The 23,162-nt window shown below is 33.0% G+C and carries 22 protein-coding genes; 7 read left to right on the top strand and 15 right to left on the bottom strand.

All coding sequences use genetic code 11. The features are described 5' to 3' along the window. Window positions 1-85 precede the first annotated feature (85 nt). On the top strand, window positions 86-1,864 hold the full coding sequence (gene argS, locus QZ260_RS00350) for an arginine--tRNA ligase (RefSeq protein ID WP_295981452.1): 1,779 nt from the start codon (window positions 86-88) through the stop codon (window positions 1,862-1,864). 128 nt (window positions 1,865-1,992) lie between these two features. On the opposite strand, the gene QZ260_RS00345 is transcribed toward argS, so the two are convergent. Both QZ260_RS00345 and QZ260_RS00340 read right to left on the bottom strand, forming a co-directional pair. Next, window positions 1,993-3,627, bottom strand: a complete 1,635-nt coding sequence (locus QZ260_RS00345) for a DUF1501 domain-containing protein (RefSeq protein ID WP_295981450.1) — start codon at window positions 3,625-3,627, stop codon at window positions 1,993-1,995. 10 nt (window positions 3,628-3,637) lie between these two features. Continuing rightward, window positions 3,638-5,278 carry a DUF1800 family protein gene (locus QZ260_RS00340; protein ID WP_295981448.1) on the bottom strand — a complete coding sequence of 547 codons (1,641 nt, stop codon included), beginning with the start codon at window positions 5,276-5,278 and terminating at the stop codon, window positions 3,638-3,640. A 748-nt stretch (window positions 5,279-6,026) separates the two neighbouring features. Here QZ260_RS00340 and ffh point away from each other — a divergent pair. From ffh to QZ260_RS00325, 3 genes are read left to right on the top strand one after another with little or no spacing between them, the layout of a single operon-like run. Then, a complete protein-coding gene (ffh, locus tag QZ260_RS00335) occupies window positions 6,027-7,355 on the top strand; it encodes a signal recognition particle protein (protein ID WP_295981446.1) in 1,329 nt (442 codons plus the stop codon). 50 nt (window positions 7,356-7,405) lie between these two features. Further along, window positions 7,406-8,284: a tetrahydrofolate dehydrogenase/cyclohydrolase catalytic domain-containing protein gene (locus tag QZ260_RS00330; protein ID WP_295981444.1), complete on the top strand. Its 879-nt coding sequence runs from the start codon at window positions 7,406-7,408 to the stop codon at window positions 8,282-8,284. A 28-nt stretch (window positions 8,285-8,312) separates the two neighbouring features. Next, window positions 8,313-9,041 carry a TIGR02206 family membrane protein gene (locus tag QZ260_RS00325; protein WP_295981442.1) on the top strand — a complete coding sequence of 243 codons (729 nt, stop codon included), beginning with the start codon at window positions 8,313-8,315 and terminating at the stop codon, window positions 9,039-9,041. A gap of 4 nt (window positions 9,042-9,045) precedes the next feature. On the opposite strand, the gene QZ260_RS00320 is transcribed toward QZ260_RS00325, so the two are convergent. From QZ260_RS00320 to QZ260_RS00285, 8 genes are all read right to left on the bottom strand, one after another. Next, the gene (locus QZ260_RS00320; protein ID WP_295981440.1) at window positions 9,046-9,471 is read right to left on the bottom strand and encodes a VOC family protein; all 426 of its coding nucleotides are present in this window, start codon (window positions 9,469-9,471) and stop codon (window positions 9,046-9,048) included. A gap of 71 nt (window positions 9,472-9,542) precedes the next feature. After that, on the bottom strand, window positions 9,543-10,301 hold the full coding sequence (locus QZ260_RS00315) for a pseudouridine synthase (RefSeq protein WP_295981439.1): 759 nt from the start codon (window positions 10,299-10,301) through the stop codon (window positions 9,543-9,545). Window positions 10,302-10,321: 20 nt separating this feature from the next. Further along, window positions 10,322-11,149, bottom strand: a complete 828-nt coding sequence (locus tag QZ260_RS00310; protein ID WP_295981436.1) for an alpha/beta hydrolase — start codon at window positions 11,147-11,149, stop codon at window positions 10,322-10,324. Next, on the bottom strand, window positions 11,150-11,518 hold the full coding sequence (locus tag QZ260_RS00305) for a cupin domain-containing protein (protein ID WP_295981434.1): 369 nt from the start codon (window positions 11,516-11,518) through the stop codon (window positions 11,150-11,152). 14 nt (window positions 11,519-11,532) lie between these two features. Then, on the bottom strand, window positions 11,533-12,513 hold the full coding sequence (locus tag QZ260_RS00300) for a YitT family protein (RefSeq protein ID WP_295981432.1): 981 nt from the start codon (window positions 12,511-12,513) through the stop codon (window positions 11,533-11,535). A gap of 12 nt (window positions 12,514-12,525) precedes the next feature. Further along, window positions 12,526-13,083 (bottom strand): hypothetical protein, encoded by a 558-nt coding sequence (locus tag QZ260_RS00295; protein ID WP_295981429.1) that lies wholly within the window; start codon window positions 13,081-13,083, stop codon window positions 12,526-12,528. A gap of 100 nt (window positions 13,084-13,183) precedes the next feature. Continuing rightward, on the bottom strand, window positions 13,184-14,725 hold the full coding sequence (locus QZ260_RS00290; protein ID WP_295981427.1) for a helicase HerA-like domain-containing protein: 1,542 nt from the start codon (window positions 14,723-14,725) through the stop codon (window positions 13,184-13,186). 65 nt (window positions 14,726-14,790) lie between these two features. Then, complete coding sequence (locus QZ260_RS00285) at window positions 14,791-15,516, bottom strand: hypothetical protein (RefSeq protein ID WP_295981425.1); 726 nt, start codon at window positions 15,514-15,516, stop codon at window positions 14,791-14,793. Window positions 15,517-15,691: 175 nt separating this feature from the next. Between QZ260_RS00285 and QZ260_RS00280 the strand changes: the two genes are divergently transcribed. From QZ260_RS00280 to QZ260_RS00270, 3 genes are all read left to right on the top strand, one after another. Then, window positions 15,692-16,321, top strand: a complete 630-nt coding sequence (locus QZ260_RS00280; protein WP_295981423.1) for a 7-carboxy-7-deazaguanine synthase QueE — start codon at window positions 15,692-15,694, stop codon at window positions 16,319-16,321. A gap of 98 nt (window positions 16,322-16,419) precedes the next feature. Continuing rightward, on the top strand, window positions 16,420-18,438 hold the full coding sequence (locus tag QZ260_RS00275; RefSeq protein ID WP_295981420.1) for a sensor histidine kinase: 2,019 nt from the start codon (window positions 16,420-16,422) through the stop codon (window positions 18,436-18,438). Continuing rightward, complete coding sequence (locus QZ260_RS00270) at window positions 18,439-19,089, top strand: response regulator transcription factor (RefSeq protein WP_295981418.1); 651 nt, start codon at window positions 18,439-18,441, stop codon at window positions 19,087-19,089. 268 nt (window positions 19,090-19,357) lie between these two features. Here QZ260_RS00270 and QZ260_RS00265 read toward each other — a convergent pair whose 3' ends face one another. The 5 genes from QZ260_RS00265 to QZ260_RS00245 form a co-directional block, all read right to left on the bottom strand. After that, window positions 19,358-19,903: a DUF2911 domain-containing protein gene (locus tag QZ260_RS00265; protein WP_295981416.1), complete on the bottom strand. Its 546-nt coding sequence runs from the start codon at window positions 19,901-19,903 to the stop codon at window positions 19,358-19,360. Between the two features lie 274 nt (window positions 19,904-20,177). Next, entirely contained in the window at window positions 20,178-20,570 is a 393-nt protein-coding gene (locus QZ260_RS00260) for a hypothetical protein (protein ID WP_295981414.1), read from the bottom strand. Window positions 20,571-20,640: 70 nt separating this feature from the next. Continuing rightward, window positions 20,641-21,168 (bottom strand): menaquinone-dependent protoporphyrinogen IX dehydrogenase, encoded by a 528-nt coding sequence (gene hemG / locus QZ260_RS00255; protein WP_295981412.1) that lies wholly within the window; start codon window positions 21,166-21,168, stop codon window positions 20,641-20,643. A gap of 179 nt (window positions 21,169-21,347) precedes the next feature. Further along, window positions 21,348-22,280, bottom strand: a complete 933-nt coding sequence (locus QZ260_RS00250) for an NAD-dependent epimerase/dehydratase family protein (protein WP_295981410.1) — start codon at window positions 22,278-22,280, stop codon at window positions 21,348-21,350. A 211-nt stretch (window positions 22,281-22,491) separates the two neighbouring features. Beyond that, window positions 22,492-23,139 carry a PliI family lysozyme inhibitor of I-type lysozyme gene (locus QZ260_RS00245; protein ID WP_295981408.1) on the bottom strand — a complete coding sequence of 216 codons (648 nt, stop codon included), beginning with the start codon at window positions 23,137-23,139 and terminating at the stop codon, window positions 22,492-22,494. Window positions 23,140-23,162: the final 23 nt, after the last annotated feature.

Raw genomic sequence — 23,162 nt, 5'->3', positions numbered from 1 at the left:
CCTATCCATCATAAACATTTTCAAAGGGAATTCGGTTCTAAACTTGATTTAAAATTCTATCTTTGCAGCCTTAAAAATGAGTAAAATGAGCCTTCAAGAGACCTTATCAAATTACGTAAAACAAGCTGTAAAATCTGATTTTAATATTGAACTTGAAACCGTGGAATTTCAAGCTACCAGAAAAGAATTTTCAGGAGATATAACCGTTGTTGTTTTTCCCATGTTACGTTTTGTGAAAGGAAACCCAGTACAAATAGGAGAGACTATTGGTAATTATTTAGTTGAAAATGTTGATGAGGTTAATGCATTTAATGTTGTTAAAGGCTTTTTAAATATTGAAATAAGTGATGCTAATTATATTCATTTTTTCAATGGAATAAAAGATGATGAAACGTATGGTTTTGTCTCTCCAAAGAGGGAAGAAAAAGCCGTAATGGTGGAGTATTCCTCGCCAAACACTAATAAACCATTGCATTTAGGGCACGTAAGAAACAACCTTTTGGGTTACAGTGTTGCTGAAATTTTAAAAGCATCGGGTAAGAAAGTTTACAAAACCCAAATAATAAATGACCGAGGGATTCATATCTGTAAAAGTATGTTGGCTTGGGAGCGATTTGGGAATGGTGAAACTCCTGAATCTACGGGTTTAAAAGGTGATAAGTTGGTTGGTAATTATTATGTAAAATTTGACCAAGAATATAAAAAACAAATTCATGATTTAATTTCTAAAGGAAGTTCTGAAGATGATGCAAAAAAGCAAGCCCCAATATTAATAGAAGCTCAAAATATGCTTTTAAAATGGGAAGCAGGCGATGAAGACGTTGTAGCGCTTTGGGAAAAAATGAATGGTTGGGTCTATGAGGGTTTTGCTCAAAGCTACAAGAATTTAGGAGTAGATTTTGATACCTTATATTACGAAAGCAATACGTATTTATTAGGAAAGGAATTTATTACTGAAGGCCTGAAATCGGGAGTGTTTCAAAAAGAAGAAGATGGTTCGGTTTGGTGTGATTTAACTGAAGACGGGTTGGATAAAAAAATAGTACAACGTTCTGATGGTACAGCGGTTTACATGACTCAAGATATTGGAACAGCTATTCAGCGTATTAAAGATTTTCCGGATGTTGGCGGTATGGTTTACACGGTTGGAAATGAACAAGATTATCATTTCCAAGTGTTGTTTTTAATTTTGAAAAAACTAGGTTTTGAATGGGCTAAAAACTTATATCATTTAAGTTACGGTATGGTGGACTTACCAAGCGGGAAAATGAAGAGTAGAGAAGGTACTGTGGTCGACGCCGATGATTTAATCGAGGATATGGCATCAACTGCCGAAGAAATCTCAGAAGAACTTGGTAAACTTGATGGCTATTCACCTGAAGAAAAAATGGAACTGTATAAAACTATTGGTTTAGGTGCTTTAAAGTATTACGTTTTAAAGGTTGACCCAAAAAAACGAATTTTATTCGACCCTAAAGAATCCATAGATTTTCAAGGTAATACTGGGCCTTTTATACAATATACTTATGCTAGAATTCAATCAATTTTACGTAAAGCAAATTTAAAGGATGGTGGTAGTGGAAATACAACGTCTCTTCATCCAAAGGAAAAAGAACTAATTAAGCAAATTCAGTTATTTCCGGAAGTCGTTCAAAATGCTGCAGACAATTATAGTCCTGCATTAATTGCCAATTATACTTATGATTTGGTAAAAGAATTCAACTCTTTTTATCAAAATGTATCTATTTTGGGAGCTGATAATGAGAATGAAAAAGCATTTAGAGTGCAATTATCTCATGTTGTGGCGAACACTATTAAAAATAGTTTTGGGTTATTAGGAATTCAAGTTCCTAAGAGGATGTAGTTTTTGTAGGTTCGTTTGCAAAGATAAAGTTCCGTCTCAATGAACTTTATCGATTGTTAACCGAAGTTAGATAATTTTCGGACAAAGTCAATTTTTGAAGCGATGCTCAAGTATAGAAGTTTTGCTTATTAAACTTTAATCACTTTATGGACCTCTTTTTTGCCACCAGCTAAAATCTCAACTATATAAACACCACTATTTAAATGAACTAAGTTTAGGCTCAATTTGCCATTAACTATATCGCCTGTTTTGTTGACTATTAGAACACCAGAACTATTATAAAGTCTATAGGTTATAGAATTTATGTCTTCTATTCCAGAAATATTTAAAGTATCTCTAAAAGGATTTGGATATACTAACCAATTTTTAACGTTTTCAGAAGTATTGGTTGATAATGTGCCACCAAAACATTCACTGTCAAGTTTGAATTCAGCTTTTAAAAGATTATCTAACTTCAAATCAGTAAAGCTCTCATTTAAGGTATGGTTAAAAAATGTAGCATCAATTATCGTGTCATCAGCACCTAAAAAGTTTTGAAGTAAAGTGGCAAAGGTTTGTCTGTAATCGTGTTGTACTGTTTGTATTTGATAATTATTAGCATCAGTGGCTTCAGATAAATTTGGGTTTATTCCAGAAACACCTCCAGCCACAGGTTTGCCAAAAACAAACATAGGTGCTATTTCGCCATGGTCTGTTCCAAAGTTACCATTTTCTCTGGCTTTTCTGCCAAATTCTGAAAAGGTAATCCCAACAACATCATCAGCAATATTTTGACTATCAATATCGTTCATAAAAGCATCAAGAGCTCCAGAAAGCTCATCGAGTAAAGTATGATGCTTTCCTAATACATCACCAACACCTTGTACTTGTAAGTTATGCGTATCGAAACCAGAAATGCGAACCATATACACTTTTGAGCCTAAATCGCCACCAATTAAACGTGCAACCGTTTTTAATTGGTCTGCTAAATCAGTGTCAGGATAACTAACATCGTTTTGTCCGCTATTAAAGGCATTGGAAATAGATTCAGCATAGGTATTAGAAAGCGTATCTGTGGTGTTAATAAATTCTAATTGTCTGCCATAATCAGAGTCTGGAATATTAGCTGGACCTGCGCCTCCCAAACCATTTAAAATAGAATAAAAACCAGCAGGGTCTTGTCCAGTGATATTTAAAGATAAACCATGGGCTTCTTCAGCATGAAATCCAAGCGAGGTTTTATTAGAGCCAATTTCAACAGCTAAAGGAAAAGTCTCAACAACCAAATCAGCATAAAATAATTCCATAAAACGTCCAATCCAACCAGTATCTCCGTCATTTAGAAGACTGTTTCCATCGTTTCCTGTTAAATATAAATCAGTAGATTTAAAGTGACTTTTGTTTTGTGATGGATATCCAACAGATTGCATAATACGCAACCAACCTTTATCATAAAGCGATTTAAAACCAACAAGAGCTGGGTTTAAACCTATTTGTTGATTATCGGGCAACGTCGCATCTAAATTTATATATTTATTTGCTCCAGATTCTGGAACTTTAATAGTCGGCCTTAAATTACTGTAAGTATCGTATTGGTTTAAAGGAATAATGGTGTTTAATCCATCATTGGCTCCTGCTAAATTTATTAATACTAGCTTTCTGTTTGAAACATCGGGACATGCCACATAAGGCAATAATGATTTTAATGCCGCTTGTAACTCTAGTGGTGTTAAAGCGATTGCTGAAGCTGCAGATGATAGTTTTATAAAATGTCTTCTTTTCATTTTACGGGGTTTACATTAATTGAAATTCTGCAGCGTTTACCATAGCAATTATTAGTGCATTTAAACGTGTTTTTACTGTTGTATCGTCACCGTTATTTATAAATTGATCCCAACTGCCAGTCCAGTAGTAATCTGGAAAGCCTTCATCAACTAAAAAGCTTTTGAAATAATTTATTCTATCGCTATCAATACTTTCAGGGTATAATAAATCGGCAATTTCAGTAACTAATAAATTAGGATCGGAAGCATTATCAATGTTATTTTTTATAAAATTAACAGTATCAAGTTGGGTGTAAATGTTGCCACTGGTTATAGTGTTTTTGCCTTCAATAAAGCTCTCAATAAGTTTATACCGCCCAATAAGTGTATTTGATGAAAACCAGTTTCTATCAAACCCTGGTTCTTGGTAGTAAGCTGGATAACCAGCTACAGAATCAGGATTGTACAGTTCCATTCCTGCAGCCTTGAAATATATATTGTGAATAAATCTTAGAAAGAAATTAATGTAATATCTGTAGGCATCAGTGGTTGGATTAGGATAATTCAATTCGAACATCGAACAGACTTCTGAAAATAGTTGTAAAGGACTTTTTATTATACTACCAATAATGTTATCTGTGGCATTACTATCATCAGCATCAAAAAAATGCTCGCTTGAAAGTAAAGTGGTTACAACAGGCAGTATTTCGTAATTATTATCAATTAATATTTGAGAAAGCGGAGTAATAATATCGGTTTCTACTTCTTCATTCCATTCACTTTTTACAAAATAACGATAGAGTTTTCTGCAATATGCCTTAGCGGTTTCTGGTTGAGCAAAAACCATGTCAACAAAATCATCTAACTCTTCAAATATTTCTGAGGCTGTATTTTTTCCTGTAATAACTAGGTCTCCAAAAGCAGTACTAAAGGTTTTGTTGTTAGTATCATGCTGATTTATATTGATATAACCCATTGGTAAATTTGTATCAGGGTCAATATTGCTTCTATCAGTACGTTTTTTAAAACCAGAAAATACTTTTGCAGCTTGCTGTATGTCTATTTCAGTGTAATTTGTATAATTGCCATTTCCTATTTGTTCACCTTTTAGAATGGTAAAAAGTTCCAAATATTCACGGGCATAATTTTCGTTTGGGTTGTTTTTATTGTTTTGGGTGTTATCTAAATAATCTAGCATGCCGTTATCCAACGTGATTTTTTTTGCTAAAGTTTTTAGATTACCCATTGCATAGAAATCTAATAAATTTATATGATCGAAAAAATAGGTAGCTGAACCAACACCAGAATCTTTACCAACTGTAAAACTTGTATGTAAAAAGAATGATAACTTGTGTTTTAAAGAAACTTGCTGCATGGCATTATACCACCACCAAGCGGTAACATGTGCTCGTTTTCTAGTTTGACCTGAAAAAGAATTAGGAAGTTCTGAGGAGGACGTCCAAAATCCATCTGGATCTGAATTTGGTAATGGGTCGTATGGTTCTGCAAGGGTGTTGGCTGATGCAATTGTTAAACTATTAACGGCAGCAGTTGCAGACATGCCAACAAAGTTATTTAGTTGATTTTTTGTAAAATTAAAAGTAGCTCGTCTTAACAAATGTTTTGCTCGTCGTAAGTCTAAATTTGAACTGAGAGGGTTAAGTGATGCCATATTTTAAATTTCAATAAAAATATAAAAAACATTTTTTAGATTTTAATAAATACAGCTTTTTTCATTGAAAATCAGTTGATTGTATGTATTAAGTAGTATTTCATCTAAAACTATAGCCTAAAGCTTACGTTTGGGGTTATGCCAAGCAATTCATTTGAAATTGGTGTTACTTCATTATTCTCATCCAAAACATAATAAGTATTTATAATATTTTTTTTATTAAGAACATTCCTAATTGAGGCGCCAACTGTCGCTTTAGCACCTTCAGAAACATCAAAAGTATATGTTGCAGAACAATCTGTTCATAAATAATCTTCTAAATTAGAACTGTTTGGGCTGGTAAAGAAAATAATATTGTCTTGATTATTGTCATTCGCTTCTGGTTCAGTATTTGGTATTCCGGAGTGCCAATTTAAGTCTAGCCAATTTTATATTTCTGTATGTATAAGTGCCCGCAAAGCTTATGGCGTACCTGCTTGCCAGCAGGCAGGTGTCGGGCTATTCTTTACAAGTCCTCGCTCGTAAATCGCTGCGGACTTTCCACTGCTATCTCTAAAGCGCGAGCACAACATGTTTTAAACTTATAGAATTTGATATTAAAAAATCATTCCTTTTTTTTAGGCAAACTTGTTTAAGTAAAAGGGAAATTCAAACCCGTAAAAACGAAATATTTCGCTATTTTTGCAACTTAAATTTTAATTATAGAGCAGACTGCATACTGCGGACTGCCAGCAGAATACTAGAAATTATGTTTAATAATTTAAGCGAAAAATTAGATAAAGCCTTACACGTTCTTAAAGGACATGGCAGTATTACCGAGGTAAATGTAGCAGAAACTTTAAAAGAAGTTAGGCGTGCATTACTTGACGCCGATGTTAACTTTAAAATAGCTAAGGATTTTACCAATAGAATAAAAGAAAAAGCACTAGGTCAAAACGTATTAACGACGTTACAACCAGGGCAGTTAATGGTTAAAATCGTAAAAGATGAGTTAACCGAGCTTATGGGTGGCGACGCTGAAGGTCTTAACCTATCAGGTACTACAAGTGTTATTTTAATGTCTGGTTTACAGGGTTCTGGTAAAACCACATTTTCTGGTAAGCTAGCAAATTATTTAAAAAACAAAAAGTCTAAAAAACCATTATTGGTAGCCTGTGATGTGTATCGTCCAGCAGCAATAGACCAATTACATATCGTTGGTGAACAAATTGGTGTTGAGGTTTTTAGTGATAAAGGAAATAACGATCCGGTTGCCATTTCTCAAGCAGCAGTAGAGCATGCTAAAGCGAATGGATTTAACGTCGTAATTATAGATACTGCTGGTCGTTTAGCTGTTGATGAAGCAATGATGGCCGAAATATCAAACATCCATAAAGCCATTCAACCACAAGAAACATTGTTTGTTGTAGATTCTATGACTGGGCAAGATGCCGTTAATACAGCAAAAGCCTTTAATGATATTTTAAATTTTGATGGAGTTATCCTTACCAAATTAGATGGTGATACTCGTGGTGGTGCAGCTATTTCTATTAAATCTGTAGTCGATAAACCAATCAAGTTTATTGGTACAGGTGAGAAAATGGAAGCTATCGATGTGTTCTATCCGTCTCGTATGGCAGATCGTATTCTGGGGATGGGCGATGTTGTGTCTTTAGTTGAAAGAGCACAAGAACAATTTGATGAAGAAGAAGCTAGAAAACTTCAAAAGAAAATTGCAAAAAACCAATTTGGATTAGACGATTTCTTAAAGCAGATTCAGCAGATTAAAAAAATGGGGAACATGAAAGACCTTATGGGTATGATTCCCGGTGCTGGAAAAATGATGAAAGATGTTGATATTGATGATGATGCATTTAAAGGTATTGAAGCTATTATTCATTCTATGACACCCAAAGAACGCACTAATCCGAGTATTATTAATGCAAGTAGAAAAAAACGAATTGGAAGTGGTTCAGGTACTTCTGTACAGCAAGTTAATCAACTTTTAAAACAGTTTAACCAAATGAGTAAAATGATGAAGATGATGCAAGGTGGTGGCGGTAAAAAGATGATGCAGATGATGAAAGGAATGCAGTAATTAAATTATGAATAAAAAAACAAAAATTTGTTGCTAACACCTATTAAACTATGACAATTTTAGACGGTAAAAAAGTAAGTAACGATATTAAAGACGAAATTGCTGAACACGTGAAGGCAATGGTTTCTAAAGGCGAAAAGTTGCCGCATCTTGCAGCGATTCTTGTAGGATCTGATGGCGCAAGTATGACGTATGTAAATGCTAAAGTAAAAGCTTGTGAGCGTATTGGTTTTAAATCGACACTTATTGAATTACCAGAATATACTTCAGAAGAAGAATTACTAGAAAAAATACATGGTTTAAATACCAATGATGACATTGATGGTTTTATAGTACAATTACCGTTACCAAAACAAATTGATGAGCAAAAAGTTTTAATGGCTGTAAATCCAGATAAAGATGTGGATGGATTTCATCCAACAAATGTTGGGAAAATGGCTTTAGACTTGCCCACTTTTTTACCAGCAACACCTTATGGGATTCTAGAGTTATTAGAGCGCTATCAAGTTGAAACTTCGGGTAAAAATGTAGTTGTAATGGGAAGAAGTCATATTGTTGGACGTCCAATGAGTATTTTAATGAGCCAAAAACGAAAAGCAGGAGATGCTACGGTTACTGTGGTTCATAGTCGCTCAAAAAACTTAACAGAGATTACAAAAGAGGCCGATATTATTGTTGCAGCCATTGGTATTTCAGAATTTTTAACTGGCGATATGGTTAAGGAAGATGTCGTTATTATCGACGTGGGCATTACACGCGTTCCTGATGCAACTAAAAAGAATGGTTACAGACTTGCTGGCGATGTGCATTTTGAAAGTGTGAGTAAAAAAGCAAGTTATATTACTCCTGTTCCTGGTGGTGTAGGACCAATGACTATAGCTATGTTACTTAAAAACACTTTGTTGGCTAGAGAAAGACATATTAAATAGAATAAACAATATTTAACTAAATTGCATTATGAATTTCACAATTTATAATGCAATTTTTTTGTTTAGTAAAGTTACCATTGGCAGCACTCAACACTTCGTTCCAATAATAATGGCGTTTTTGTTCAGTATAGTTTTTATAAAATATGCTCAGCGGGAATTGAATAAAACACAACAAAAGAATGCGTTACATATTTTTGCTTGTGTTATTAGTTTAATAGTCATTGTCTTTCACGCTCATATAATTAGTCTTGGTTTTTATAATATATCTACAGATTTGCCTTTGTATCTGTGTAGTTTGCTAGGTTTAATAATTCCTGTTTTCACGTATTATAGAAAATTTTGGATGTATGAAGTCTTAGTATTCTGGATTATTGGAGGCACGCTACAAGGTGTTTTAACACCAGATATACCTTTGGGCTTTCCTAATTTTGATTATTTTAGGTATTGGGTGGTCCATTTAGGACTTTTAATAGTCATTTTTTACGCCACTTTTGTTTTTAATATGCGGCCTAAACTGAAAAGTGTGTTTAAATCTTTTTTGGCATTGCAGATTTATGTTGTCATCATGGTTGTTATAAATAAGATTTTAGGAGCTAATTATTTTTATCTGAATGAGAAACCACAATCAGCATCTTTGCTTGATTATTTTGGCGAATGGCCTTGGTATATTATAGTCGCACAAATAATAATTATACCACTCTTTTTAGTAGTCTATTTACCTTTTCACTTAACAGGTAAAAGGCAAAAGAATGAGTAGCTCTTTATTTAGCAAACAACTGATTAAGATCTCTAAAAGCTTTAAATTCTAAAGCATTTCCAGAAGGGTCATAAAAAAACATTGTGGCTTGTTCTCCAACTAAACCTTCAAACCTCACATACGGTTCAATTACGAATTCTATGTTTTTACTTTTTAAATCTTCCGCGAAAGCGTGAAAGATATCCCAAGATAAAACAACTCCAAAATGAGGTACAGGAACGTCTTTTCCATCTACAGGATTAGTATGCACTGCTATTGTTGTTTCTTTTGGTTTGTAGTGAATTACTAATTGATGCCCAAAGAAATTGAAATCTACCCAATGGTCGCTGCTTCGTCCTTCATCACAACCTAAAATATCTCTGTAAAACGTTCTGCATGCACTTAAATTATGAACGGGTATTGCTAAATGAAAAGGCGATGTGTTTTGCATATAAAAGTTTAAACAGTTTTAATTTTACTATACTTTATCAAAGAAGGAGCTCATAGCGAGAACATGTTACCTTAATCTTTCTGTTTGTTATTCTTAAGGAAGGTTTTTGTAGAATCTTCTAAAAGCGCGTTCAACTCGATGAATTCTTCTTTAGTTAATTCTCGATATTCACCAACAGGCGTGTCTAACTTAATATTCATAATTCTAACACGTTTCAAGGTTTGTACCTCATAATTTAAATAGTCACACATTCTACGAATTTGTCTATTTAAACCTTGTGTTAAAATGATTTTGAATTTATAAGTCCCCAGTTTTTCTACTTGACATTTTTTAGTGGTTTTGTTTAATTCCGCTAGAGGAATACCACCAGACATGCGTTCAATAAAGGTCTGCGAAATAGGTTTGTCAACTGTAACAATATATTCTTTTTCATGGTTGTTACTAGCACGAAGAATTTTGTTTACAATATCACCGTCATCTGTTAAAAGAATTAAACCGTCACTAGGTTTATCTAACCGTCCAATAGGGAAAATACGTTTGGGATAATTTATAAAATCAATGATATTGTCTTTTTCAACGCCAGTATCGGTTGTACAAACAATACCAACAGGTTTGTTAAAAGCAAGGTAAACAAAAGATGTTTTGGTGTTAGTAATCTCTACGCCATCAACAGCAACAACATCATCTGCAGTAATTTTGGTACCCATTTCTGGAATAACACCATTAATGGTTACTCGGCCTGCGTCTATGAGTTTGTCTGCTTCTCTTCTCGAGCAATAACCCACTTCACTTAAAAATTTATTAATACGTTTTAATGCTACTTCTGCCATGCTTCAAAAGTACAATAAACTTAGTCGTTTAAAAAGTCTAAGATATGTTGATATACTTTTTCTGATTTAAGACCATGACCAAAACCTTTAGTAGCAATAAACTCCGAATTCGCATAGTTCTGTTTAAATTTTAAACCGTCTTTATAAGGAATAATTCTGTCTTTTTTATCATGAATAATAAGTCCTTTGGCTTGAATCTCTTTTGAAAAATTTGCTGGAGAGAAATATTCTGGAAGGTGGTTGTACTTTTTTAGTACTTGGTTTTCCAGTGCTTTAGAAACACGTTTGTTGTAACCCATCATGTTTTCATAGCGACTAAAAACCCCAATAAAATCTGCAGGAGCACCTAATAAAACCAATTTCTCAATAGATTTTATTTGATATTTATGCTGAAAAAAAACAGATGCCATGCCGCCTACAGAATGTCCAACTATAGTATGTACATTAAATTTTTCCACGACTATTTTAATGCATTCTGCATAAAGTAGGGCGTTAAAAAGTTTACCACTAGAGGCACCATGTGCAGGAGCGTCTAGTGCAATAATATTATAATTTAAAGGTCTTAACGATTCAATTAAATCCATCCATCTAAACGAATTGCTTTCCCAGCCGTGGGCAAGTAAAATGGTTTCTTTATCACCTTTCCAGTTATACGTTTTTATTGAAAGACTTTCAAATAAAACATGGTCTTGAGTTGCAGATTTAAGGTATTCCGATTCTTCAGGTTGAATTTTACCTTTTTTGGGCATTGAAAATAAATCGATAGCTAGTTTCGCGGCAAAACGAGAAGAAAAGTAACTCGTAAAATTTATAGTGCCTCCTATTATTTTTGGAAGATAAGTATTCATTTAATCTTCTCGGTTTACTAAATTCATAGAAAAGGCTGGAGTACAAATAGCTATATATTCGCATACCTCGGTAAACGGATTAGAATATTGAACTCTTGTGTTTCTTTCAATTTTTATAGACTGTCCAGCTTCTAAAACAATCTGTTCTCCTTCTATAATAAATTGTTTTTTACCACTAATTATAAATGTAAACTCATCAAATTCTGGCGTTTGAAAAGGCTCGCTCCATCCTGCTGGAGCTTTCATATGAGCAATGCTTATTTCTGAATTTCCATCGGTAGTTTTTCCGAAGTGTTCTTTTATAATTTTACCATCAGTTGTTGGCACAACAAAAGGGTTATCTTGAATGGTGTATTTTTTTTGGGACATAATTTTGTAGGTGTCTAATATTGATCTTTTAATGGTTTTTTCTTAATCATTCCGCCTTTTAAATCTTTTACAACACCCATAATAATAAAGGCGTTTCTATCAATTTTATCAATTTCTGTTTGAAGCTTGGCAAGTTCTAAACGGGTTATCACGGTGTAAATAATGTCTTTGTCGTAGCTGTTTCCGTTTTTACCATAACCACCTTTTCCGGCGTAAATAGTACAAGCTCTCCTTAGCTTTTGGGTTATCATTAATCTTAATTCTCTATGCTTGTTTGAAACTATGGTAACACCTACATATTCTTCAACACCATCAACAACAAAATCTACGGTTTTTGCTGCCGCTAGGTAGGTTAAAATAGCATAAAGTGCCGTTTCAATAGAAAGTACATAAGCACCAACAGAAAATATTAAAATATTAATCAGTAATAATACATCTCCAATAGTAAGCGATAATTTTCGTCCTAAATAAATGGCTAAAACTTCAGTGCCATCAATAACGCTGCCTCCACGCATAGACATACCAATTCCCAAGCCTAAAAAGAATCCGCCAAAAACAGCTATTAATAACTTATCTTCAGTAATGGTGGGGTAGTCAACAAAATGAACAACTAATGCTAGAAAAGTTATGGCTATTATACTTCTTATAGCGAATTTATTGCCAATAGTTTTAGAAGCTAAATAGATAAAGGGGAGGTTAACGATAACCAATAAAATCCCAAGGTTTAATGAAGTTATATTTTCTAAAAGTAAAGAAATACCTGTTGCGCCGCCATCAATAAAATTATTTGGGAGCAAAAACCCTTTTAACCCAAAACCAGCTGAAAATACACCAATAATTATATAAATATATTCTTTTACAGCATGGGAGATCTCCACTTCATAATTCCGAGCTAAAGGCACTATCTCTCTTTTTGTAACAGGGGTATTATCTTGTTTTTTTTCAAGTTTTTTGCGTGCTACATCAATTAGTATTTTTACTATGAATGGATTCATTTGGTTTCTCTTTTAATTATTCCAACCGATAAAAAAGTATTTTATTTTAGCCTTATCTGGAATATGAGTGGCTTCAAATTTTAAATCCATATCAAATCTAAGATTTGCAGGGAGCTCTTTTTTATCAATCGTAAAATTGGCATTAATGTCATCTACTGCTATTACCAAAGAATTAATTAAATTACTGATTCTAGATACTTTGTAGTTGTTTTTAATATCTTTAAAAGTACTCATTACAGTAATGTTTTTGTTAGTTTTATAACGCGCATCAAGTATGCGTATACCAGCAATTGTTGAGGTAGAGTCTAAGGATTGTTTTGGTGTAAGTGTTAATAGTTTTTTTCCACCTTTCTCAAAAATCTCTATGTTATTGACATTGCCTGTAAATTCATCTCCACCAATAAATTTAACAATAGAATCGTTTGCGTAAACACGTTTTAAGTCTTTTACTTGAGTAGAGTCGGTTAGTAAACCAATATGTTGATTACTAATCTCAAAAGGGTTTTGTTCTTTTTTGCAGCTCGTGAAAAGAAACGTGATAATAATGATGCTTAAAATGGATTTATACATAAATTGAATGGGGTTTTATTATTTAGTTCCTAAGTTTAAAATAATGCTTTCTTTAGGAATACGGTTATGAGTTATATATTAATAAATATCGATTATCGATTTATCTTTTCATCACTTTATTTAAAATACCAAACACGCTACGAATAAAAGTAGCGCTAGTTAATACTTTAATAATGGGATTCATTGCAGTGCTTTTTCGACGGGTACTCGTTGTTCTTTTCTTAGACTCTGCTTTTTTAAGGGCTTCTTTTTCTTTTCTTACTTTTTCTTTGGCCTCTTCAGCATCAGCTTCTTTTATTTTTTTATTAAGCATTTCATAAGCACTTTCTCTATCAATAGTTTCATTGTACTTCTTGACTAATTTGGATTTAGAAAGCAGAGCACTTAATTCAGACTCGGTTAAAACATCCATTCTACTCATGGGTGCACGCATCATGGTGGCAGCAAGAGGTGTTGGACGACCTTTTTCATCTAAAGCAGATACTAAGGCTTCTCCAATACCTAAAGATGTTAATACTTCTGTAGTATCATAATACTCAGAATCTGGATAGTTTTGAGCTGTTAATTTTATTGCTTTTCTGTCTTTGGCTGTAAAAGCTCTTAAAGCATGTTGAATTTTTAAACCCAATTGCCCCAATACTTCCTCAGGAACGTCAGTTGGGTTTTGTGTTACAAAATATAAGCCTACACCCTTACTTCGTATTAGTTTTACGATACTTTCAATTTGATTTAAAAGTGCTTTTGACGCTTCTTTGAATATTAAATGTGCTTCATCAATAAATATGATGAGTTCTGGTCGGTCACTATCACCTTGCTCAGGAAATGTAGAATAGATTTCAGCCAATAAACTGAGCATAAATGTTGAAAAAAGCTTTGGGCGGTCTTGAATATCGGTTAGTCTAAGAATATTAATATAACCACGACCATTTTCATCAATCCTTAATAAATCATCAACATCAAAGGACGTTTCTCCAAAAAACAATTCAGCACCTTGCTGCTCTAATTCTATAATTTTACGTAAAATAGATCCCGTTGATGCCGTAGAAATTCTACCATAGGCTGCATTAAACTCTGCTTTACCTTCTTGGGTAGCGTATTGTAATATTTTTTTAAAATCTTTTAAATCAAGAATAGGCATTTTGTTATCATCACAATATTGGAAAATAACCGCAACCACACCAGATTGTGTTTCAGATAAATCTAAAATTCGTGATAAAAGTACAGGGCCAAACTCACTAACGGTTGCTCTTAAACGCACACCATCTTGTTCAGATAAGGTTAAAATTTCAACGGGAAATGGTTTCGCTTCAAAAGGAAGTCCAATTTTTTCGTGGCGCTCATCAATTTTAGCATGTCCAGGACTTGGTTGCGCTAAACCACTTAAGTCGCCTTTAATATCCATAAGAAGTACAGGAATACCTTTGTCGCTTAAATTTTCTGCTAAAACTTGTAGTGACTTGGTTTTACCCGTTCCGGTAGCTCCAGCAATTAAACCATGTCTATTCATGGTTTTTAAAGGTATTTTTACATGCGCTCCAGTGATGGTTTCACCATCTAACATGGCGGCGCCAACAGTTATGGCTTCGCCTTTAGTAGTATTTCCTTTTGTGATGTATTTAAAAAAAACCTCTTTAATGTTCATCCTTATTATTTTCCGTAAAAATACAGGAAAATTGAGGAAGGAAAAAATAAGATTTATTTAAGAATTTATTTAATTCTTTCAATGTAAATGTTAGAAGTGCCAGCGCTTCTAAAGGTTGCAGCAGCACTATTACCTTCTCTTCTAGTCTTTAAACTAATATTTTGTCCTGCTGTAATATTAAAAACTTCAGTAATGTGCAATGAAGCTTCATTATGCCCTCCTGTTCGTCTTATATAACCTGTACTCCCAAAAGTACCAGTTGGAATGTCGTTAATAGCTAATTGCATCTCTACAGCTACACGTGTATGAGAATTGTTCCCAGCATTTTCTACTCCGTAAGAGATGTTTGCCGTAATTCTATATCTTCCTGTAGCATTTATTGTTATTACATTACCAGACCGGTTATATAGAGTACTATCATCATTCCAATCTTGAGATCCAAAAATAGGTACATTAGCAAAAGTTGATGTGTTTATATTAGTTGACGTGTTGGTGTTACTATATTTCACCGACATGTTATGTGAAATTTTACTCCAATCGGGAAGTAGTTTACTGCCGCAATTGAATTGAAATTCATTCAAGTCTGAATTAAAAACTAAAAGACCTGAAGCTGGATTTGAAATCGTACTTATTTGATTATTACTTAAACGAGGAACTAATACACCTTTATTGGCAGATTCTATATCTAAAATTGAGGATTCGTCTGGAGAGGTAGTTCCAATACCAACTTGAGAAAAGCAATTACTATGCAAGCATAGTAGAGCTATTAGGCAATACGTTATTTTATTCATTCTTGAGAGAGCTTGAGAGCAATTTTTATCTTTGTAACACTGCCAAAATTAAATAAAAATAATCAAGTATCCAAAAATCGTCTAACTGTTATTAAAAAACATTAAACGGTTCTTAATAAACTGTCAGTCGTCTTTCTTTTAAATATATGTACATTTGCACCCAAAATTATTTTGGATGATTCAAGAGGTAATAAAATTGGTTGAAAAAGGAGAGATGTTGCCTTTAATGGAGGAGTTTTACACCATACAAGGCGAAGGATTTCATAAAGGAACTGCGGCGTATTTTATTAGAATTGGAGGGTGCGATGTTGGGTGCCATTGGTGTGATGTAAAAGAAAGTTGGAATGCCGAATTACACCCACCAACAGAAATAACCAAAATAGTTGAAAATGCTAAAAAATATAGCGATACCATTGTTGTAACAGGGGGCGAACCTTTAATGTGGGATATGACTGCTTTAACGACGCAATTAAAAGCAGAAGGTTTACAAGTGCATATTGAAACCTCTGGAGCTTATAAATTAACAGGCGTTTGGGATTGGATTTGTTTATCGCCTAAAAAAATGAAATTGCCAACTAAAGAAGTTTATGAAGAGGCTCACGAGCTCAAAGTCATTGTATATAATAAAGACGATTTCCGTTTTGCGGAAGAGCAGGCAGCAAAAGTTAATAAAGATTGTATTTTATATTTACAACCAGAATGGAGCAAGCGCGATAAAGTAGTTCCAGAAATTGTAGATTATGTGATGGCCAACCCGAAGTGGAAAGTATCTCTGCAAACCCATAAGTATTTGAATATACCATAAAACACTGCAAGTAGGCATATTGTTAAGTTGACTCATATTTAAAAATAGAAATCGGGTTTTTTCAATTGTAAAAATCGTATATTTCCTACTTTTATTATATGAAGGTTACTCTCTCAATTATTTTTTTCTTATGTGCATGGCAAATAACTGCCCAAGATGCAGACATAAAATCTAAGATAGACTTTTTCAATTCAAAAATTGTAAAAACTGAAAGAGGCGAGCGTCTTGCGTGGCTAGATAGCTTAACAAGAATCACCATACGTAATTCGGATTTAAAATACGATTCCATTGTTCGTCAAACAATTTCTTTTGCTATTTCATTAGACTCTTTAAGTCTAGCTACTAAAAAATTAGCTGATTTAATTGGCTTTGAAAATAATTATAAAAGTAGACCAGAGGAAGGTCTCAAATTATTTAAGACTTATGAAGAGGTCTTAAATAAAGGTACAGATTTTGGGTCAATTGGCTGGATGTATTTAAATGCGGCTGATAGTTACTATTTTACAGATGATATTGATAAGTCGTTAGAGCTTTATGAAATAACGAAGACATTTGCTCTCAAGGCAAAAAGCAAAGGGCTATTCGCTTATGCTGAACTTTACACAGGTTATAATCAGTCTCATTTGGGGAAATTCTCTGAATCTTCAATAAGTTTAAAAAAAGCTATGAATGCATTTTCAAAGCTAAAAGACACTTTTAATATTCTAAGTGCTAAAAACGCATTGTCTATACTTTACAGTAAAAATGCTTTTTACAAAGAAGCCGAAAAAGAACGAAATGAGGCAATTGAACTTGCTGAAAAAACAAATAATAATACAAGTTTAGTAAACTTATACTTTAATGCGGCTCAGGATTATAAAAAAACTAATGATAATGTAAAGCAAATAATCAATTTAAAAAAATCATTGCTTGCAAATAGTAATTCTGATTTTGTACTTGCGATCAAGCCAGTACTAATTTCTTCCCTAGTAAAGGCCTACGCTGAAAATGATAGTTTATCCCTCGCCAAAACTAATTTTAAAGAATTTGAAAAACTTTATAGAAAGAATACAACAGAAAAAAACAGAAACCTTTATGTTGATGCAAAAAAAACATTATTATTTTTTAATAAAGATTATCAGAATGCACTAATATATGGTAAAGAGTTTTTAAAACTTGAAAAGCAAAAAGAAGGATATGAAAATATAATGAATGCTGAAATTTTTTTATCAAAAGTTTATGAGGCCTTAGGTGATAACTATAACAGTAATATTCATTTATTAAATCATTATGCAATTAAAGATTCCATTACTAATGTTCAAAACGTAAAATCTTTAGTCTATTACCAAACACTCTACGAAACAGAAAAACGAGATCACCAAATTGAAAACCAACAAGCGAGCATTGGGTTATTAAATCTTGAGAATAAAAATAAAAGGCAGTTTATAATTTTTGGCTCCATCGGGTTGGTTATTTTCTTTAGCTTGGTTATTGTATTACGATCAAGAAAAAATTTAAAAGAAAGACAAGCTGTACAAGAAGCATTTTCACAGAATTTGATATCCGCGCGCGAAGAAGAGCGCACCACAGTAGCTAGAGATTTGCATGATAGTGTAGGTCAAAAATTGATGTTATTAACTAAAATAACTAGGACCAATAAAAATAATGAATTAGAAACCTTATCATCAAGTAGTTTAGAAGAGTTACGTACCGTGTTGCGCGGTTTGCATCCGCCAGCAATTAAAGATTTGGGAATAACAAAAGCCATTGAGGCCTTAGTTAACGAGGTAGATTCGCATACCGATATTTTTTTCACAAACGATATTGAAAATATAGACAATATATTGAGTAATGATAATGCACTCCATTTATACCGTATTATTCAAGAGTCTTTAAACAATATTGTAAAGCATGCCAATGCTAAAGCCACTTTTGTAAATATTGAGAAGGTTAAAAAACAGATTCTTGTAGAAATTAAAGATAATGGCAATGGTTTCGATTTTTCAAAAAACACAAAACATGGTGCACATTTTGGAATGAAAACATTAAAAGAACGCGCAAAAATAATTAGATCTAAGTTAGATATCGTATCGCAACATAATCAAGGCACCGTTATAAAACTTGTAATCCCAATATAAATGCTAAATAAAGACTTCACTATTGTAATAGCAGACGATCATCCAATGCTTTTAAACGGGCTGTACGATGCTCTTGTGTCCAACGAGTATAATGTTATTGGCAAAGCCCAAAACGGTACGGAAGCTTTACAGTTAATTTTAGAGCTAAAACCAACACTGGCTATTTTAGATATAGAAATGCCTTTTAAGACAGGTTTTGAGGTCATAAAAGATATTAAAGAAAAAAACATACCAACAAAATTTATAATCCAAACACTTCATAAAAATTTGGAATATATCACACTGGCTTTGTCATTAAAAATTGAAGGCTATCTTTTAAAAGAAGATCCATTTACCGCCATTGAGACGTGCATGGAAAAAGTGCTTAATAATGAAAGCTATTTTAGCGACTCTATAGATAGTAATGGCCTTTTAAATGCGACTAACGAATTTAAAAATCTAAAATTACTAACACCTTCAGAATTGGTGATTTTAAAATTAATTTCAAAGCAAGCTTCTACAAATGTTATTGCAGAATCTTTATTTGTGTCTAAAAGAACCATAGAAAAGCACCGTAGCAATATCATTGATAAACTAGGCTTAGGAGGAGCAGAACAAAATTCTCTAAGCTATTGGGCTATTGCTCATGTTAAGGTTATTTCGACTTTTTAGTGCGAGTACATGCTACATTATTTTTCAAACACTATGTCTTAGCTTGAATTAAGGAGATCTGCGTAATAACCCAATCGTGTTTGTGGCCGGGAAAAACATTGCAGAATTAGTAAAAACAGCTGTTGCTGCGGAAGTAAGTTACATTGCACAAGACGATTTCGTATTGGTTGATTGACAAGTAATTGAAACTCAAATTAAAAAATTTATTTAAACAAATAACGCCTTGACATGTCAAGGCGTTATTTTATACTCTAAAAATAAGTGTGATTTATTTTGTAAAAGGTACAGCCACTCGAGTTGTTCCCCAACCTAAATGCATATGTACACCATCATCAGATTTCTTAAAAGCTATAGAAAACGCTTCAAGAGATTCTTCTCCAGTTGAAACAGGAACAGATAAACGCGCCACATCATTAGCTTCTTTATAGAAATAAGATCCCCAAACATTTAAGTCTGAGCTAATAATAGCCGTCCATGTTGTATCGCCAGGAATCACATAAAACGTATAGGTTCCAGCCTTAACATTGGTGTCACCTAACTTCATGTCGGTATACAGTGTAAGTTCTGCAGCTTCATTTGCACCCGTTCTCCATACCTTTCCATTAGGAGCAAGTTTACTTACCGCGCGATCTTTTAGTTGAGGTCTACTATAAACTATTTTTATTAGTTTATTGGATTCTTTATAACTTGTTGGAAATGCCGCAGCATCCATTGGGCTTTTGTCCATTTTTGCAAATTCTTGTGCATTTGTATTGAACGATAGTAGCATGATAAATGCAAAGGCAATTGCTGAAATACATGTTGATTTTTTCATAATAGGTTTGTGATTTTAAAATTTCAATAAAGTTAAATGTAAATTTTCTTAAAGTTTTTATAAAAGTCGGTATGGAGTGTTAAAGTTTAGCTTTTTAAGGTGAGTAGGTAATTTCTATTTGGATGCCGCTGCAATTCATAATGCTTAGAATCAATTAATCAGATGATCCTCATACTTAATTTGTATATACATGTCTAAACCAATACAATAGAGACCTATTTTGATAAAAACAAGTAGCTATGAGTTATACACTTACTTGGTGGTTCGTTTTAATTTACTCTTGCTCTGATTTTTTTCCTTGAAAAGCATAAATCAGAAAACCTCCAAATACCATACTGAACAGACCAATTAGGGTATTAAAGGGTCTAAGATTAGGAATAACAGAGTTAATAAAGTGTTGAAAATTTTCTTGCCCCATGAAAATTAAAAGGCTAGCAGCTGCTAAAAACAGATAGCCTAAAAATTTAATTACGGTAGGGTATTTTGATGCTTTGGCAGCTACTATAAATATAATACCAAGTACTAATCTAACCACTATTGCAAAAATATAGAGAGAGGTGCTTTCCATATTATTTTCCATAAAACCGAAAATAATACCGGGCTTTACAATCAATACGATACCTGAAAAGAGCATGAGTATTCCAAACGACGTGACAACTAATTTCATAATTATAATTTTTAAAATTGGCTTATTTTTTTAACACGCTGTTGTGCTTAGTACCTTTCCAATAATTTACTTACAAAGTCTTTAACTGTGTCCCAAACGCCGTTACTTTATCCCAATTGGTATATTCAATTTCGGCGCTAGTATTCGTTGGTCCCTTTGTGATCCACATAATAAATTGAATCATAATTCTATCAAAAAATGGGTATTTTTTATAGTCTAGTTTACCTGCAAACACTTCAACAATAGTAGGTGCCCAATCGATAGTTTTAAAAAATTTTATGACATACGGGTTTGTTTCCGGGGTGCTTTTTTCAGGTTTTCTTGCAACCAGATTCACAGAAAAGAAAGCTGTTTTTATGGAATCTAGTTGTTTTTTATTCGTGTTTATAAAATCAATTATCTTTTTATTATGCACGCCATATCTAATACTTGCGCCTATAATAAGCCTATCATAATGGGTTACATCTTTAGTAAAATCATCAATAGAGATAAGCTCCGCTTTTTCGTTGTTTTGTTGGTATATTTCTCTAAGTTTATTACAGATTTTTAGAGTTTGTCCATCTACCGAAGAATATAGTATTACAGTTTTAACTTTCATCTACTTATCAAGTAATAATTATTAAAGATTAATATTTAGGTTAAATGATACACAGCAGGTTCGTGTGTCGTATTGATTAGGTCTAAATTAGTAAAAGAAAACGAATCAAAGAAAAATTCGTAAGGTTTTTCGAGTACTTAGAGAACAAGTAATTAATTATACGCGGCTTAAGTTTGTTTTTATTTTATGTCGTAATTATCAAGTATAGTCTTAATGCCCTCTTGATAAGAAGTTACTTTAAAATCTGGAAATCTATTCTTGAATTTAGAGGAATCAAATATATTGTCGATAGCATAACGAGGAAGTAATTCTTGAGTTTCTTGAATATTTTTATTAAAAAATGCAGCTATTTTTAATATAAACGAATTTAATACGTCATACTTTATTGTTCTGCCTAATTGCTTTGAGATTTCTTCCATGAGTCCTTTGTAAGTTAGTCGGTTATCATCGCAAGGAAGATGCCAAGTTTGTCCATATGCTTCTGGTGTATTTCCAATCAAGGCCATAGCTTTACTGGCATCAGGAGTGTAAATTAAAGTTCTTAATACATCATCTTTTAGGAATATTTTTGGTTTTTTATTTTTTTTCAGCTTCTCAAAAACAAGGGTATTTGTAATACCTTGAGTTTTGCCCGGACCATAAAACTCGGGTGCTCTGCATATAACAGCGTTGAGGTCTTTTTCTTTAATGGCCTTCAATAAGATTTCAGAAGCTATTTTTTTAGCTCGCCCTTTCTTTCCTTCCGATTTTAAAGGGGTGTTTTCTTTTTGAATTTTACAGTCTTGAGGGTATGCATACGTATTGTCAAAGTAAACAAGTTTACAGGTATTGGTTTTACATGCCGATATTACATTTTGCATAATTTTAGGCCAATCTTTTAACCAAACGTCCGATCTATAAGGAAGTCCAACGGTTAAGTATGCAATTTTAGCATTTTTTAAAGCATTATTGACATCTTCAGAATGGAGTAAGTCGCCTTTGAATACAATATCGTTGGTATTAACTTTTTTAGGATGCCTTCCAACTAAGGTTATGTCATTCGTATAATGGGCTCTTAATTCTTTTGCCAATTCTTCTCCAATTATTCCATTGGCTCCTAAAATTACCTGCATATTGTTTTTTTTTAAAAGACGCTATCGTTATTGTATAAAATTCGTTTCGCGTTTTAAGGGTCTAATTTAGTGCATACAAACTGAACTTGCCTGCCGGTAGGCTTTGAAAGTAGACACCAAACTGAAAATTATTTTGCAATTTATGGAGTAGGCGAGAATAAGTAATGACTTATACCCCTTGTGGGCACTGGTTTTTAGTCAATAACTTATATTAATACGTACTAATTTTATCTATTACAAATAGTCTAGATGCTTCACCATCTTTTAGTTTGTATTGTATTTGGCGCATACCGCCCGTTGGGTTGTTATTTGTGTCTCCATTTTTGTAAATTGGAAATCGTCGCGCTAAACTAGTTTCTATAATAGCAAATTCATCGTGGCCCATGTAACCAATATTGGCTTCTTTGTTATCCGACAGTTCTGGAAAGTAAATCTGACTTATGGACTTTCCATTATTTACGGAATAGCCAATGACGTTCCCATAGCTGCCGCTTCCTAAAGACCTCGTGTAAATCAAAATTTCGGGAGATCCATCTGAATTTAAATCTTCAATTTCTGCATTAACTACTTGCCCATCTATTTCAAGTGTCATGTTTTGATTGTCTATTTCTAACCCTTTTGGTTGAATTGAAAGTTGTCTAATAGAACCTTCTCCAGTTGTTTTTATATCAAACGATATGTTTTGTAATGTCAATGTTTTTTGAAAAATAATCTTTTGTTCTTTTTGAATAGCATTATCTTTATTTGAAGTCTGCTCAATATTACTTTTTTCTGTGTTGGGTTTATCCTTATCGTTTTTACATGCAACTATCGTCAAGGCAATTAAAAGAATATTTATGGTTTTTTTTAAGTGTTTCATATTAACTATTATTTAATTGTTGT

It is taken from the genome of uncultured Algibacter sp. (assembly GCF_905480415.1).
GTDB lineage: Bacteria > Bacteroidota > Bacteroidia > Flavobacteriales > Flavobacteriaceae > Algibacter_B.
The sequence above is the reverse complement of the archived record's forward strand: the minus strand, read 5'-3'. Positions and strand labels throughout refer to the sequence as shown.

Coding starts and splice junctions, on each gene's coding strand:
- hemG (WP_295981412.1), bottom strand. CDS start 21,168: ATGAAAGTTAAAACTGTAATACTATATTCTTCGGTAGATGGACAAACT.
- QZ260_RS00260 (WP_295981414.1), bottom strand. CDS start 20,570: ATGAAATTAGTTGTCACGTCGTTTGGAATACTCATGCTCTTTTCAGGT.
- QZ260_RS00265 (WP_295981416.1), bottom strand. CDS start 19,903: ATGAAAAAATCAACATGTATTTCAGCAATTGCCTTTGCATTTATCATG.
- QZ260_RS00305 (WP_295981434.1), bottom strand. CDS start 11,518: ATGTCCCAAAAAAAATACACCATTCAAGATAACCCTTTTGTTGTGCCA.
- QZ260_RS00250 (WP_295981410.1), bottom strand. CDS start 22,280: ATGCAGGTAATTTTAGGAGCCAATGGAATAATTGGAGAAGAATTGGCA.
- QZ260_RS00285 (WP_295981425.1), bottom strand. CDS start 15,516: ATGAATAAAATAACGTATTGCCTAATAGCTCTACTATGCTTGCATAGT.
- QZ260_RS00295 (WP_295981429.1), bottom strand. CDS start 13,083: ATGTATAAATCCATTTTAAGCATCATTATTATCACGTTTCTTTTCACG.
- argS (WP_295981452.1), top strand. CDS start 86: ATGAGCCTTCAAGAGACCTTATCAAATTACGTAAAACAAGCTGTAAAA.
- QZ260_RS00345 (WP_295981450.1), bottom strand. CDS start 3,627: ATGAAAAGAAGACATTTTATAAAACTATCATCTGCAGCTTCAGCAATC.
- QZ260_RS00330 (WP_295981444.1), top strand. CDS start 7,406: ATGACAATTTTAGACGGTAAAAAAGTAAGTAACGATATTAAAGACGAA.
- QZ260_RS00300 (WP_295981432.1), bottom strand. CDS start 12,513: ATGAATCCATTCATAGTAAAAATACTAATTGATGTAGCACGCAAAAAA.
- QZ260_RS00270 (WP_295981418.1), top strand. CDS start 18,439: ATGCTAAATAAAGACTTCACTATTGTAATAGCAGACGATCATCCAATG.
- QZ260_RS00290 (WP_295981427.1), bottom strand. CDS start 14,725: ATGAACATTAAAGAGGTTTTTTTTAAATACATCACAAAAGGAAATACT.
- QZ260_RS00320 (WP_295981440.1), bottom strand. CDS start 9,471: ATGCAAAACACATCGCCTTTTCATTTAGCAATACCCGTTCATAATTTA.
- ffh (WP_295981446.1), top strand. CDS start 6,027: ATGTTTAATAATTTAAGCGAAAAATTAGATAAAGCCTTACACGTTCTT.
- QZ260_RS00245 (WP_295981408.1), bottom strand. CDS start 23,139: ATGAAACACTTAAAAAAAACCATAAATATTCTTTTAATTGCCTTGACG.
- QZ260_RS00340 (WP_295981448.1), bottom strand. CDS start 5,278: ATGGCATCACTTAACCCTCTCAGTTCAAATTTAGACTTACGACGAGCA.
- QZ260_RS00310 (WP_295981436.1), bottom strand. CDS start 11,149: ATGAATACTTATCTTCCAAAAATAATAGGAGGCACTATAAATTTTACG.
- QZ260_RS00280 (WP_295981423.1), top strand. CDS start 15,692: ATGATTCAAGAGGTAATAAAATTGGTTGAAAAAGGAGAGATGTTGCCT.
- QZ260_RS00325 (WP_295981442.1), top strand. CDS start 8,313: ATGAATTTCACAATTTATAATGCAATTTTTTTGTTTAGTAAAGTTACC.
- QZ260_RS00275 (WP_295981420.1), top strand. CDS start 16,420: ATGAAGGTTACTCTCTCAATTATTTTTTTCTTATGTGCATGGCAAATA.
- QZ260_RS00315 (WP_295981439.1), bottom strand. CDS start 10,301: ATGGCAGAAGTAGCATTAAAACGTATTAATAAATTTTTAAGTGAAGTG.